This is a genomic window from Halocynthiibacter styelae, from assembly GCF_016123485.1.
Classification (GTDB): Bacteria; Pseudomonadota; Alphaproteobacteria; order Rhodobacterales; family Rhodobacteraceae; genus Halocynthiibacter; species Halocynthiibacter styelae.
The window spans coordinates 16627-29026 of sequence record NZ_JADCKQ010000012.1 but is presented as its reverse complement, the minus strand read 5'-3'; the positions used below and the strand labels follow the sequence as shown (position 1 = coordinate 29026).

14 protein-coding genes are annotated in these 12400 nt (G+C 55.7%); 2 read left to right on the top strand and 12 right to left on the bottom strand.

Annotation, left to right across the window (positions count from 1 at the left end):
• Positions 1 to 6: 6 nt before the first annotated feature.
• Both H1D41_RS14580 and infC read right to left on the bottom strand, forming a co-directional pair.
• A complete protein-coding gene (locus tag H1D41_RS14580) occupies positions 7 to 675 on the bottom strand; it encodes a methyl-accepting chemotaxis protein (protein ID WP_228849604.1) in 669 nt (222 codons plus the stop codon).
• A 105-nt stretch (positions 676 to 780) separates the two neighbouring features.
• Positions 781 to 1248, bottom strand: coding sequence for a translation initiation factor IF-3 (gene infC / locus H1D41_RS14575; RefSeq protein WP_324250290.1), 468 nt, complete (start codon positions 1246 to 1248; stop codon positions 781 to 783).
• A 285-nt stretch (positions 1249 to 1533) separates the two neighbouring features.
• Here infC and H1D41_RS14570 point away from each other — a divergent pair, with 285 nt between their 5' ends.
• A complete protein-coding gene (locus H1D41_RS14570; protein ID WP_228849603.1) occupies positions 1534 to 2280 on the top strand; it encodes a translation initiation factor 3 in 747 nt (248 codons plus the stop codon).
• A gap of 237 nt (positions 2281 to 2517) precedes the next feature.
• Here the strand turns inward: H1D41_RS14570 and H1D41_RS14565 are convergent, their stop codons facing one another.
• The 7 genes from H1D41_RS14565 to H1D41_RS14535 all read right to left on the bottom strand — a co-directional run bounded on the left by H1D41_RS14565 (position 2518) and on the right by H1D41_RS14535 (position 8262).
• A complete protein-coding gene (locus H1D41_RS14565; protein WP_228848591.1) occupies positions 2518 to 2829 on the bottom strand; it encodes a hypothetical protein in 312 nt (103 codons plus the stop codon).
• A gap of 325 nt (positions 2830 to 3154) precedes the next feature.
• The gene (locus H1D41_RS14560; RefSeq protein ID WP_228849602.1) at positions 3155 to 4018 is read right to left on the bottom strand and encodes a ferredoxin--NADP reductase; all 864 of its coding nucleotides are present in this window, start codon (positions 4016 to 4018) and stop codon (positions 3155 to 3157) included.
• Between the two features lie 97 nt (positions 4019 to 4115).
• Positions 4116 to 4532, bottom strand: a complete 417-nt coding sequence (locus H1D41_RS14555; RefSeq protein ID WP_228849601.1) for a DUF934 domain-containing protein — start codon at positions 4530 to 4532, stop codon at positions 4116 to 4118.
• Complete coding sequence (locus tag H1D41_RS14550) at positions 4532 to 5290, bottom strand: phosphoadenylyl-sulfate reductase (RefSeq protein WP_228849600.1); 759 nt, start codon at positions 5288 to 5290, stop codon at positions 4532 to 4534. Before H1D41_RS14550 ends, H1D41_RS14555 begins: the two co-directional genes overlap by 1 nt.
• Positions 5280 to 6947, bottom strand: a complete 1668-nt coding sequence (locus H1D41_RS14545) for a nitrite/sulfite reductase (RefSeq protein WP_228849599.1) — start codon at positions 6945 to 6947, stop codon at positions 5280 to 5282. Before H1D41_RS14545 ends, H1D41_RS14550 begins: the two co-directional genes overlap by 11 nt.
• A gap of 2 nt (positions 6948 to 6949) precedes the next feature.
• Entirely contained in the window at positions 6950 to 7267 is a 318-nt protein-coding gene (locus tag H1D41_RS14540; RefSeq protein WP_228849598.1) for a DUF2849 domain-containing protein, read from the bottom strand.
• Positions 7264 to 8262 (bottom strand): NAD(P)-dependent oxidoreductase, encoded by a 999-nt coding sequence (locus H1D41_RS14535; protein WP_228849597.1) that lies wholly within the window; start codon positions 8260 to 8262, stop codon positions 7264 to 7266. The genes H1D41_RS14540 and H1D41_RS14535 overlap by 4 nt, the downstream gene beginning before the upstream one ends.
• Positions 8263 to 8402: 140 nt before the next feature.
• On the opposite strand from H1D41_RS14535, the gene H1D41_RS14530 reads away from it, so the two are divergent.
• Entirely contained in the window at positions 8403 to 8873 is a 471-nt protein-coding gene (locus H1D41_RS14530) for an Lrp/AsnC family transcriptional regulator (RefSeq protein WP_228849596.1), read from the top strand.
• Positions 8874 to 8932: 59 nt separating this feature from the next.
• Here H1D41_RS14530 and H1D41_RS14525 read toward each other — a convergent pair whose 3' ends face one another.
• The 3 genes from H1D41_RS14525 to tpiA form a co-directional block, all read right to left on the bottom strand.
• The gene (locus tag H1D41_RS14525) at positions 8933 to 10168 is read right to left on the bottom strand and encodes an Hsp70 family protein (protein WP_228849595.1); all 1236 of its coding nucleotides are present in this window, start codon (positions 10166 to 10168) and stop codon (positions 8933 to 8935) included.
• Between the two features lie 33 nt (positions 10169 to 10201).
• Positions 10202 to 11383, bottom strand: coding sequence for a cytochrome P450 (locus tag H1D41_RS14520; RefSeq protein ID WP_228849594.1), 1182 nt, complete (start codon positions 11381 to 11383; stop codon positions 10202 to 10204).
• A 163-nt stretch (positions 11384 to 11546) separates the two neighbouring features.
• A complete protein-coding gene (gene tpiA, locus H1D41_RS14515; RefSeq protein WP_228849593.1) occupies positions 11547 to 12296 on the bottom strand; it encodes a triose-phosphate isomerase in 750 nt (249 codons plus the stop codon).
• Positions 12297 to 12400: the final 104 nt, after the last annotated feature.

The window sequence follows — 12400 nt, the reverse complement described above, 5'->3', positions numbered from 1 at the left end:
CCGATTTCAGATCGTATCAAGTTGTACTGCGATATCACTCAGGAAACTGCGGGTATGTTCTGCCTGCGTCCGGATTTCATCAGCGATTAACTTGAAACCGGTTCCAAATTCCCCGGCGCGGGATGCTTCGATCGTGGCATTCAGGGCAATCATGTTGATATTGCGCCCTGCAGCATGGGCTGCGTCCACTGATTTAATAGCGCTTGCACGCCTTGCACGCTGGCGCAGGTGATGTTCGGCCTTCAATTCCTCCGACATCAGGCCCAGAAAGCCTGTGACTGCCGGCTCAATTTCATTCAGGCAAAGGCTGCGCATCTGATCCTGTTGGGCGGATGGAACTCTGGCAATGCTTCCGTCTTGTGGCACCTCTGGCACCAGCTGACGAAACGACGACAGGACAGAAACTGCGGCCGTACGAAAACCTTCCAGAGGTTCTGAAGGCTGGTAATCAAGTTTTGAAAGCCCGTCTGTAAATCCGGTCAGTTGTTTTTCAGCGTTTTTCAGGCGACTACGGGCCAGATCTGATTGCACACGTGCTGATGCGTGATCGTCGCGATCCGGGTCATGCCCACTGAACAGCGCATATAGCGTCAGTGCACCGATCCGCGCGGGGCCAATGCCCATAAAGGCCTGGCTTTCATATTCCAGCAGGTTTTTGGGCTGATCTGTTTCCATTGGCACCTCCTGAGAGAGAACCGTAATGGGCAATCCTTTACATTTCCCTGATGGAAGAAAGGAACCGCAAAAGAAAACGCCGGGACGAGCCCGGCGTGACTGTTCTTATTTTTTATTGGCGGGAAGCGGTCCGATCAGCATGATCATCTGCCGGCCTTCCATTTTCGGGAAGTTTTCAACCTTGCCGGATTCTTTGGTATCCTCAGCAACGCGTTCCAAAAGCTTGCGCCCCAATTCCTGGTGGGCCATCTCACGTCCGCGGAAACGCAGAGAGATTTTCACCTTATCGCCATTTTCAAGAAACTTGAAAACATTGCGCATTTTGACTTCATAGTCATTGGTGTCCGTATTCGGGCGGAATTTGACCTCTTTGATCTCGATGGTCTTCTGCTTTTTACGGGCTTCCGATTCGCGCTTCTGCTGTTCGTATTTGAACTTGCCGAAATCCATGATCTTACAGACCGGAGGATTTGCGTTCGGGGAAATCTCTACAAGGTCAAGTCCGGCATCTGCCGCCATGTCCATGGCGCGGGAAGGTGTGACAACACCAACATTTTCGCCTTCGGCGCCAATCAGTCGGATCTCCGGGGCCCGGATGCGTTCGTTTACGCGGGGGCCGGTTTCACGCTGAGGCGGGGCGTTATGAGGTCTGCGGGCTATTGGATTGATCCTTTAATTGTTTGTCCTTCGTGCAGGGAAACTATACGTGGACTGCGCGTGTTTCAAGCAGGAAACGCAGAATGATAAGTGCGAAAATGAGCCGAATTCCTACTCTTTCCCCTTAATCTGCTTTCCCTTAATGACCAAATCTGACAGGAAAGCGCTGTATAGTGCAGGTCTTTAACGAGGAAGAGACACATGAACAAAAATATTATTACCGCTGTTGTAATCGCTGCCGCTGCTGTTGGTGGATACGTCTGGTATTCCGGTCAGTCCGTTGAAGACGTGGTTGAAGGTGCTGTAGAAAGCACAACGGAAGCCGCTGGTGCGGTGACTGAAACTGTTGGTGAAGCTGCTGAAGCTGTGACCGAAACTGCGGGCGAGGCAGTGGATGCTGTTGCAGAGACCGCTGGTGAAGCTGCTGAGGCGGTGACTGAAGCTGCTGAAGGTGCAGCCGAAGCAACTGGTGAGGCTGTCGAGGCTGTTGGAGAAGCGGCTTCTGACGTGGGTGAAGCTGTGACAGAAACAGCTGGCGAAGCTGTTGAGGCCGCATCTGATGCTGCTGAAGCAACTGCTGATGCTGTGACCGAGACCGCTGGCGATGTTGTTGATACAGCGACAGAAACAGCTGGTGAGGCTGCTGAAGCTGTGACCGAAACTGCTGGCGATGTTGTTGATACGGCGACAGAAACTGCTGGTGAGGCTGCTGAAGCAGCGACGGATACCGCAACTGGTGCGGTTGAAGCTGTAACCGAAGCTGTTACTGGTGCGAACCCACTGAGCGTTGAAGGTTTCGACGCCGGCGCAATCAAAGAAATGATCGACGGTTCTGCTCTGGGTGACACGGTGAAAACCGGTCTGAACCTGGCTGTGGATCAAGCTGCGCAGAACCCTGATATGATTGGTGCTGTGGTTGAGCAGGTGAAAGCCGCTCTGGGTCTGTAACTCACAGATAAACTTGAAGAAAAGCCCTCCGGATTTCCGGGGGGCTTTTTTGTTGACGTGAACGACCTGGAACATAGTTTCACCGGAAAACCGGAAAACCGGAAAACCGGAAAACCGGAAAACCGGAAAACTGGAAAACTGGAAAACTTTTTATTTTCAATACCCTTATGTCAATACACAAAGGCCCGGAGGTTTCTCCGGGCCTTTGTGTTTCATTAAAGATATTAACTTTTGACCTTACCGGTCAGATGCATCCTCAGATGCCAGCTGGCCTGCGAACCATGCGGCTGCTACCGGGTTCACGCCGCCCTTAGAGGACAGGGTTGCACCGACAACAGGATTTGCTTGTGTCTCGATGCCAGTGCCAGCCTCAAGCGCCAGATCAGCAAAGATTTCAACGGCTTCTGCGGTGACGGGGCTTGAGCGTTCAACAACAACGCTCTCAATACCGGTGTTGTCCTGGGCGAAGTGGGCCTCAACATCTTTGGCACCCGCAAAAGCAGGAGCAGCAACAGTCAGGGCGAGGATGGATGCGATTACAGTTTTCATAGCGTTAACCTTTCAAGGGTCTGGGTGTTTCGAATTTTGGAGGAAGTCTTTGTGCTTCCGATGTGATTGATTTGGGGGTGCTTCAGCTCACCTTCAAGACACAGAACCGTGAGGTCTGTTCACGCATGCACACAGGGCTGTGAGCGTTTGAAACAAGGGAATTCGCGTGAATATGGCATGCACAACATATGCATTTTCTATGCACATCTTATGCATATGCGGGGAACGGGGAATTAAGGGGCAGTTCATAGAACCCACAAAAGAAAAGCCCCGCCGGAAAGTCCAGGCGGGGCGTCAGCATAGTGTACAGTAGCGATGCTGAAACTTAATCGAGGAAGGCTTTTTCCACCACGTATTGCGCAGGTTTGGAATTCGCGCCTTCTTCCAGGCCGTATTCCTCAAACATTTCTTTCAGCTCAAGGTTAAAGGCCATGTTGCCGCAGATCATGGCGCGGTCATGCTCTGCACAGAGAGGTTCGACACCAAGATCAGAGAAAGCCTCGCCAGAGCGCATCAGATCGGTGATGCGGCCCATCTTGGGGCTCTCTTCGCGGGTGGTGGTCGGGTAGTATTTGATCTTCTTCCAGAAACCTTCGCCGATCACTTCATTCAGAAGCTCATCATCTTTCAGGCCTTCGATCAGTTCCCGACCATAGGTCAGCTCGCCGACTTCACGACAGGTGTGGGTGATGATGATTTCGTCGTAATCTTCATAGGTCTGTGGTTCGCGCAGGAGGGATGCAAATGGTGCGAAACCTGTGCCGGTGGCAAAGAACCAGATGCGTTTGCCCGGGATCAGTGCGTCATGCACAAGGGTGCCAACGGGTTTCGGACGCAGGATCACTTCGTCGCCGACCTTGATGTGCTGCAGCTTGGATGTCAGCGGACCGTCTTCGACTTTGATGGAATAGAATTCCATTTCCTCATCCCAGCTTGGGGATGCAATGGAATAGGCGCGCAGCAGGGGTTTCTGCTTGCCGGTTTCCGGATGTGGATCGCCCATCAGGCCGATCATCACGAATTCGCCGGAACGGAAGCGCAGGCTTGCCGGGCGGGTGCAGCGGAAACGGAACAGGCGATCTGTGTAATGCTGAACTTCGGTTACGGTTTGCGCGTCCGGAAGGGCGGGGACAGCTTTGACTGCGGGGGCGTCTGCGGTTGTATCGGTCACTTTTACATGCTCATTCATAGGGTCCGCGCGGGGAATACCCCACGCCCTTTCATCACTCAATAGGACAAATTGGCTCTCAGGTCCAGTTTGTATGTGTGCTAACGAAAATTGGCGTTCAGCCGCGCATGCGCGCCTGATAGCTGTGGTCCTGCCAGTTGGCGCGGGCAAGCCATTCACCTTCGGGCTGACGGGCGGCCAGGCTATCATCAATCTCGACCTCATCAAAGCCGGAACGACGCGCCATGGCATATTGATCGGAGATCACATGACCACGCGCCCGCAGACGACCGACAAAGCCCAGATCCCGCAGGCGACGGGCCAGGGTAAAGCCGCGGCCGTCTGCGAAAGACGGGAAGTCAATGCGCACAAGATCGACGTTGTTCAGAAGCTGCGGCAGGTCTTCCACCGCAACATCTGAAGGCAGATCGACCGCCAGGGCCGGGGGATGGTTTGCCGGAAGTTCGTCCAGCGTGAAAAAACCATGTTCCCAGTGTTCAGAGCCGAAGCCCTCATCTGTGATGATAACTGACATCAGAATACTTCTCCTGACGGGCGCACGGGTGTACGCACCATTTTTCCGTTTTCAAAGTGTATGCCACACTCTGTTTTGTCCTGTCCGCGCCAGCGGCCCGCGCGTGGGTCTTCGCCGTCGCGTACGCGAGATGTACATGGGGCACAGCCCAGGGACGCAAAGCCTTTTTTCACCAGCGGGTGACGCGGCAGATTGTTGTTTTCCATATACTCGCGGATGGTGTCCGGCGTGAAATGGGCCATCGGGTTGACCTTGATGCGGTTTTCGCCGTCAGCTTCGAAGAGACCCATCTGGGCGCGTGTCCCGGACTGATAGCGTTTGCGCCCGGTGATCCAGGCATCAAAACCAGACAGTGCCTTTTCAAGCGGACGGGTTTTGCGCAGCGCACAGCAGGCATCGGTTGATTTCTGCCAGAGCAGTGCGTCATTGTCCTCAAGGAACATTTCGTTGCGATCCGGTGAGATCACGCGCACATCGGTCAGGCCAAGCTGTTTGCTGATATCCCTTTGATACTGAATGGTTTCCTCAAACAGCATTTCGGTGTTCAGAAACAGCACCGGAACCGTGCGGTCCAGGGTGGACAGCAGATGCAGCAGCACAACGGATTCCGCCCCGAAGGACGACACCATAGCGATGCGACCGGTCAGCGGGTCAGACAGGGCCTGGGCCAGGATGTCACGCGCGCCGTGATGACGATAGCGCGCGTTCAGCTCCTTCGCCCGGTCCGCTGGTGCGGGAAGGGGGGCTTCAAGCGGCATGTTTCGCATCCTCCGGATAAAGCAGAGCTTTGAACGGTGCTGCACCCAGGCGACGATAGGTCGCGAGGAAGGTCTCGGACGGGTCAGTCCGCAGGTCGAGATAACCCAGAACCAGACGTTCAATCGCCGGAACGATGGCGTCATAGGCAAAGCCAGGACCTGCACGTTCGCCGACTGCGGCGGTTTCTGTGCCGTCACCACCAAGGGTGATCTGGTAGTTCTCAACACCTGCACGATCCAAACCGAGGATTCCGATGTGGCCTACGTGGTGATGACCACAGGCGTTGATGCAGCCAGAGATTTTGATCTTCAGCGCACCGATGTCATGTTCCACGCCCAGTTCCTGTACGCGGTTGGCGATCTGCTGTGCCACAGGGATGGAACGCGCTGTTGCAAGGGCGCAGTAATCCATGCCAGGGCAGGCGATGATATCCGAGGCCAGGCCAATATTGGCCGTGCCCAGACCTGCGGTTTTCAGCTGTTCGAAGATTGCCGGAAGGTCGGATTTCTTCACATGTGGCAGGATGACGTTCTGTTCATGGCTGATACGAAGTTCATCATAGGCATGGTCACGGGCGATATCGGCCAGCAGATGCATCTGTTCTGTGGTTGCATCCCCTGGCGTGTCACCGTGGGCTTTGAGAGACACCGAAACAATCGCGTGGTCGTCGCGTTTGTGATCGGTGATGTTTGTATCCACCCAGGAGCGGAAGACAGGATCAGTTGCGTAAGCCGCATCAAACACGCCGGTATCGGATGCTTCCCAGACGGGGGGCTGGAAGTGGGCTTCGATATCAGCCAGAAGTTCCTGATCCACACCAGAGAACTGCGGACGCAGGGTGTTGAAACGTTCTTCCACCAGCTCGCTGATTTTCTCGATGCCGTTTTCATGCACGGTGATCTTGATGCGGGCTTTGTATTTGTTGTCGCGACGGCCAAGGGTGTTCCAGACGGACACCACGGCTTCACAGTATGGCAGAAGATCGGCCTTTGGCAGGAAGGCGCGCAGCACTTTGCCCACCATTGGTGTACGGCCAAGGCCACCGCCAACAATCACTTCAAAGCCGGGTTCACCCGCCTCATTGCGCACCATGCGCAGCCCGATGTCGTGCGCCTTGGTCACGGCGCGGTCATTTGGGGAGCCTGTGATCGCGATCTTGAATTTACGCGGCAGGAACTGGAATTCCGGGTGATCGGTGGACCATTGGCGCAGCAGTTCAGCCACGGGACGTGGATCTTCGATTTCATCCTTGGCGGCACCGGCGAAATGGTCGGCGGTCACGTTGCGGATGGTGTTGCCAGAGGTCTGGATCGCGTGCAGGCCAACTTCGCCCAGGCTGTCCAGGATATCAGGCACATCAGAGAGTGTCGGCCAGTTGTACTGGATGTTCTGACGGGTGGTGAAGTGACCGTAGCCTTTGTCATATTTCGCAGCCACGTCACCAAGGCGACGCATTTGCGCACCAGACAAGGTGCCGTAAGGGATCGCAACCCGCAGCATATAGGCGTGCAATTGCAGGTACAGACCGTTCATCAGGCGCAGAGGCTTGAATTCATCTTCGGTCAGGTTGCCCGCCACGCGGCGTTCAACCTGGGCGCGGAATTGTGCGTTGCGCTCGTTCAGGAAGGCGCGGTCGAAGTCGTTATAGTGGTACATGTTCAGGCTCCTGCGCTTGCGATTTCAGCTTGCTTGCCGTGGAAATAGTTGGATGGGCCTGTAGCGCGGAATTCCTCACGGAAATGTACAGGTTCTGGGCCATTGTCGCCCATAACAGCATCTGCCAGCATCACACCAACAGCGATCTGCTGCTGGGCGTTGGCAATGGCGAACTGCGCGTCGGCTGCGTCTTGTTCGGTGAACAGGGCGGCATCCGCATGGGCGGAAACCCAACAGCTGTCCGCAGACCAGTAGATCACGTCACCTGAGATCAGGTGGTTTGCGGTGATGACTTTTGGTGTGAAGGGGCGACGGCTCATGAGCGTTGTCCTTGCTGTAGCTGGGGTGTCGGTTGTTGTGTGAAGGGAAGGCCTGGCAAGATGGCGCAATCAACGCCTGCTGCCAGGGCTTCGGAAATCAGGGCGTCCGGTGTGCCGGTGCCGGGCTTCAGGCGCACAATAGAGGCACCTTCGCGCACGGCATCCAGGATGTCGGTGGCCGGGGTGGAGGCCGGAAGAAATTCAGCTTCGCGGCGGGCAAGTTCCAGGATCTCGCCAGATACATCGTGATCGGCGATAACAATGTCAGCGCGGTCAATGGCACGGCGGGCACGGATCGACAGCATGTCAGCTTCGCCCGCGCCGGTGCCGATCAGATCAATGCGGCCTGCCGCGTCTTCTTCGTTCAGGTGTTGGATCAGGAGCGTATCAAGGGCGTCACGCACGCCGGCGTCACCACCGTTTGCATAGGCCTGTGGGCCAGCGTGATTATAGTAGTCAGCCCAGAAATCACGGCGGGCACGGCCAGCGGGCAGGGCAAAGGCGCGGGAGCGGAAGGATTTCCCGATTTCAGCCAACTTGCCCAGAACCGGAGGGAGTTCTTCTTCAAGGCTGGCTTTGATCGCACGCGCCAGAACGGGTGCCGCACCTTCGGTGCCAATGGCGATGGTCACGGGATCACGATCGACAATCGCCGGTGTGATGAAGTCGCTGTCCTGCAGGTTGTCGACGATATTGACCGGAACGCTTTGCGCCTGCGCCATGGCGCGGATGTCCTGATCGCGCACGTTATCTTCGTCAGCAGCATAAACCAGGGCGGCGCCAGCAATGTCAGTGAAACGCAGATCGCGCAGATGCAGGGAAATTTTTCCACTTTGCGCAAGATCGCGGATGGCGTTGGACGGTTCAGTTGCGAACACATCCAGTTGCGCCTGTGTTTTAACCAGCAGACGCAGTTTCGCAATGGCCGCATCGCCGCCGCCGGACAGCGCAATACGTGCCCCATCGGTCTTCATGTAAATCGGGAAATGGTCCATTGTTCCGCAATCCTGCTTGTTACTGGGTGATATATAGGATATTTTCCCGATATTGCGCTAGTATCGGGCGTAGATAAGAACAATCATTCCGGCTTTTACGCCCAGCAGGCGAATATTTCCGGTTTTTAAGGAGAAGCGGAATGTCAGTCCGTATTGATGAGATCGACCGGAAAATCCTGATGGCCCTGCAAGAGGACGCGGGCCAGTCGCTGGATGAAATTGCACGTAAGGCGGGGTCATCTAAGACGCCTGTGTGGAATCGTATTCAGAAGATGAAGAAAAGCGGCATGATCCAGGGACAGACCGCTGTTCTGGATGCGGAAGCGCTTGGTTTTGAAAGCTGTTTCTTTGTTCTGATCCGCACGTCACAACATGCGGCGAGCTGGAAAGAACAGTTTATGAATGCGCTGAATGCCCGGCCTGAAGTGATGGAAGCGCATCGCCTGGCGGGGGATATTGATTACATTCTGAAGGTGCGTGTGACCAATGCCCGGGCCTATGATAAATTCTATCAGGCGCTGATTGATGATGTGGACATTTATAATGTGACGGCGCTGCTGTCGATGGAAGAGATCATCAACAACCGTCCGCTGCCTTTGCGGGAAGGGTGAGGGGGCGCTGCCTCCGTCCGTTGGCGGACTCCCCCGGAGTATTTATGGAAAGATGAAGTCTATCGGGGATTTGCAGTGGCGAGGGCAAGGCCATCGATGATGGCAGTGAAAGCGTCATTATAGTGAAGCGTGGCCTGGGGCAGGGTGGTTTTCACCGTGCTGCTGATGTCTTTGATCAGGCTGGAGCCGCCGACAAAAATCACGCTGTCGATCTGATCCGGGGTGCAACCGGCGAGCGTCAGGGTTTCCTGGACGGCCGAGGTCAGGCTGCCCATATGCGGGGTCAGGGATGTGGTCAGCATTTCAGCACTGAGCGGCTGGTTTAAGTCGCGCTCAACAGTGGCCAGGTTGATCATGCCCTGACCGTCCATATTGGCCTGAATTTTGCCGCGTTCCACCGCGAATGCGATGTCATGGCCCAGGTGATCATCCAGCACATTCATCAGGCGATCATAGGCGGGGCGATCAACGGCGTTGCGTTGCAGGTCGGCGACTTTTCTTTTGACTTCAGGAGCGTAGAGGAAGGGGATCATCTGCCAGGTGGCAAGGTCATGAAAGATCGCGCGGGGCGCGGCATGGGTGCCTGCGCCAAAATCTTTACGGATCTCGCTGTCTTTGCCAAAGAGATGCATGACGTGATCAAAGCTGATGCTGCGGTCAAAATTGGTGCCGCCCAGGCGCAGGCCGTGGCTGGCGAGAATATCGATGCCCTGCAGTGTATTCTGAAAGACGGTGAAGTCGGATGTACCGCCGCCGATATCGACGATCAGTTTCAGCCCATCACCTTTTTGACCCGCAGCCAGCGCGGCTGCTTCGGGTTCGGGCATGAAGTCGACCGACTTAAAGCCAGCGGCCAGATAGCATTGGGTCAGATCTTTCAGGGCCTGTGCGTTTTTTTCTGGATCAGACGAATGAAATAACACGGGCCGCCCGGATAAGGCGTGGTCAAAATCCTGATAACACAGGTCTTCGGCGCGCTTTTTCAAGCGTTTCAAAAAACGCGCGATGATATCAACGAATGTGATGCGTTCGCCCATCATCATCCGGCTTTCATGCATCAGGGGCGTGCCCAGGATGCTTTTCAATGCGCGCATATAACGTCCGTCGTCGCCATTGATCAGGGCGCGTTCTGCCTGGCGGCCAAACAGGGTTTTGCCGCTGTCAAAATCGAAAAACACGGCCGTGGGCAGGGTGTTTTCACCCGCTTCCACATCGATCAGAAAGGGGCGACCATTCATAGAAATCCCGGCGGCGGAGTTTGAGGTTCCGAAGTCAATTCCAAGCGTCTGTGTCATGGCGGGCGGCCCTTTTTTGATTGCGGGGCTGGCCTATGTAGCAGTGACGGGCAGGGCTTTCAAGCCGTGGAAATGATAGATGTCGGCGTATTCCGGTGTTGTTGCCAGGGCAAGGTCCGGGCAGCGGCTGAACAGGATCGGCAGGGCGATCTGCAATTCCATCCGGGCAAGGGGGGCGCCGATGCAGAAATGTGCGCCCGCGCCGAAACTGGTGTTGGTCTGAACGTCGCGCATAGGCTGGAAGCTTTCGCCATTTTTCCAGGTGGCGCCGTCCCGGTTGGCAGATCCCAGCAGCAGGGCAACTTCATCGCCAGGCTGGAAAGTGTGACCGCAGATCTCAGCTTCTTCATAACACCAGCGGGTGAACATATGCAGGGGTGGGTCAAAACGCAGGGTTTCCTCAGACAGCGTTTCAATGCCCTCTGTGGTGCAATGGGCTTGCGCGCCGTGTTCAAGGATGGTTTTGACAGCGTTGCCGATGGAATGCACCGTGGCTTCGTGGCCTGCGTTCAGAAGCAGGATGCAGGTTGTGATCAGCTCATCCGTGGACAGTTTTGTGCCTTCTTCTTCCGCGGAAATCAGGGCAGAGATCAGATCATCCCCTGGTGTTGCTCGGCGCTTTTCCACATATTCGCGCATGAAGGCGACAAATTCTTCTGTGGCGCGTACGGCTTTGTCTTCCATGTCTCGCGTGCGACCGGCCTGATACATCATGACCATAGCATTGGACCATTCGAGCAGTTCACGCCACATGGTTTCCGGTACGCCCAGCAGGCGGCAGATGATGATGACGGGGATCTTCTGGGCAAATGCAGTGAGAAGATCAAATTCGCCGGATGGGAAGTTGTCGATCAGATCATGGGTGATGGCTTCGATTTCGGGCGCAAGCCCCTTGATCCGGCGCGAGGTGAACGCCCGCATCACAAGGCCACGCAGACGGGGATGGCGGGGGCGTTCCAGTTCTAACATGGAATGGGCTTCGACATCATAGAAAGGCGTAAGATGGTCCGGGATCGGTTTGCGTTTGTCTTCAGGCACTTCGCGGCCAAAACGACGATCGCGCAGCAGAGCGGACACAGCCTGATGGGAACTGGCACAGGTCAGGTTGTAATCATCCCAGAAGGCAAAATCCCCGGCAGCCCGCAGGCGTTCATAAAACGGATAGGGGTTCTGAACGAATTCCGGATCGGTGGGGGACTGGGTGAATTTCTGCATCTCTGGCTCCTGTGAAGTCGCGAATATTTTCGCTTTTGCCCCTGTGGTCCGGCCATGAATGGATACCCCTGCGTGATCAGTTCCGCGTCAACGCGGGCCTGCCACAGGCGCAGTGCCGCCATCAGAGTTTCCCCGGAGACCAGGGGCGTGTTGCTGTTCATGGTCAGGCTTTTTCAAGCGCATCGATAATGCCTGAGAAATCAGAGGCTTTCAGGGAGGCCCCCCCAACAAGTGCGCCGTCCACATCTGCGACAGAGAAGATTTCAGTGGCGTTGGCGGCTTTGACAGAGCCGCCGTAAAGAATGCGGATCGCGTTGCCGGTTTCCTCGCCAAAGCGACGGATCAGTCTTTCGCGAATGAAACCATGGACTTCGGCGATTTGTTCCAGGGTTGGCACAAGGCCCGTGCCGATGGCCCAGACGGGTTCATAGGCGATCACCAGGTTTTCACCAGTTGCCCCGTCAGGCACTGAACCGGCCAGCTGACCACCAATGATATCCAGCGTGTTATTGGCTTCGCGCTGCGCCAGGCTTTCGCCAAGGCAAACAACAGCTGTCAGCCCGTTTTCCATTGCAGTACCGGCCTTTGCGCGGACCTCTTCGCTTTCTTCGTCATAGGTGTCACGGCGTTCTGAATGACCAAGGATCACATAGGTTGCGCCGGAATCTTTCAGCATCTCTGCGGAAACATCACCGGTGTGCGCGCCGGATGTGGCGGCGTGACAGTCCTGACCGCCGGTTGCGATCGGGCTGTTGCCAAGTGTTTCAGAAAGGCGGGACAGCAGGGTGGACGGGGGGCAGATCAACAGGTCTACACTTGGGGAAGTGTATGCTTTCGCGAGGTTTTCCGCTTCGGTAAGGGAAATGGTTGTACCGTTCATTTTCCAGTTGCCAGCGGCGAGCTTTCTGCGCATTGCCTGTCGTCCTTTTTGATTTCTTTTGCAAGAATTCGCAGGCGGATGGCGGGGCGTCAAGGGAATTGCAGGCAGAAGTGGGGGGTCTGAATGAAAAAAGGCCC

Excerpts from the sequence above, each read along its gene's own strand:
- H1D41_RS14580 (WP_228849604.1), bottom strand. The coding sequence starts at position 675 with ATGGAAACAGATCAGCCCAAAAACCTGCTGGAATATGAAAGCCAGGCC.
- H1D41_RS14570 (WP_228849603.1), top strand. The coding sequence starts at position 1,534 with ATGAACAAAAATATTATTACCGCTGTTGTAATCGCTGCCGCTGCTGTT.
- H1D41_RS14565 (WP_228848591.1), bottom strand. The coding sequence starts at position 2,829 with ATGAAAACTGTAATCGCATCCATCCTCGCCCTGACTGTTGCTGCTCCT.
- H1D41_RS14560 (WP_228849602.1), bottom strand. The coding sequence starts at position 4,018 with ATGAATGAGCATGTAAAAGTGACCGATACAACCGCAGACGCCCCCGCA.
- H1D41_RS14555 (WP_228849601.1), bottom strand. The coding sequence starts at position 4,532 with ATGTCAGTTATCATCACAGATGAGGGCTTCGGCTCTGAACACTGGGAA.
- H1D41_RS14550 (WP_228849600.1), bottom strand. The coding sequence starts at position 5,290 with ATGCCGCTTGAAGCCCCCCTTCCCGCACCAGCGGACCGGGCGAAGGAG.
- H1D41_RS14545 (WP_228849599.1), bottom strand. The coding sequence starts at position 6,947 with ATGTACCACTATAACGACTTCGACCGCGCCTTCCTGAACGAGCGCAAC.
- H1D41_RS14540 (WP_228849598.1), bottom strand. The coding sequence starts at position 7,267 with ATGAGCCGTCGCCCCTTCACACCAAAAGTCATCACCGCAAACCACCTG.
- H1D41_RS14535 (WP_228849597.1), bottom strand. The coding sequence starts at position 8,262 with ATGGACCATTTCCCGATTTACATGAAGACCGATGGGGCACGTATTGCG.
- H1D41_RS14530 (WP_228849596.1), top strand. The coding sequence starts at position 8,403 with ATGTCAGTCCGTATTGATGAGATCGACCGGAAAATCCTGATGGCCCTG.
- H1D41_RS14525 (WP_228849595.1), bottom strand. The coding sequence starts at position 10,168 with ATGACACAGACGCTTGGAATTGACTTCGGAACCTCAAACTCCGCCGCC.
- H1D41_RS14520 (WP_228849594.1), bottom strand. The coding sequence starts at position 11,383 with ATGCAGAAATTCACCCAGTCCCCCACCGATCCGGAATTCGTTCAGAAC.
- tpiA (WP_228849593.1), bottom strand. The coding sequence starts at position 12,296 with ATGCGCAGAAAGCTCGCCGCTGGCAACTGGAAAATGAACGGTACAACC.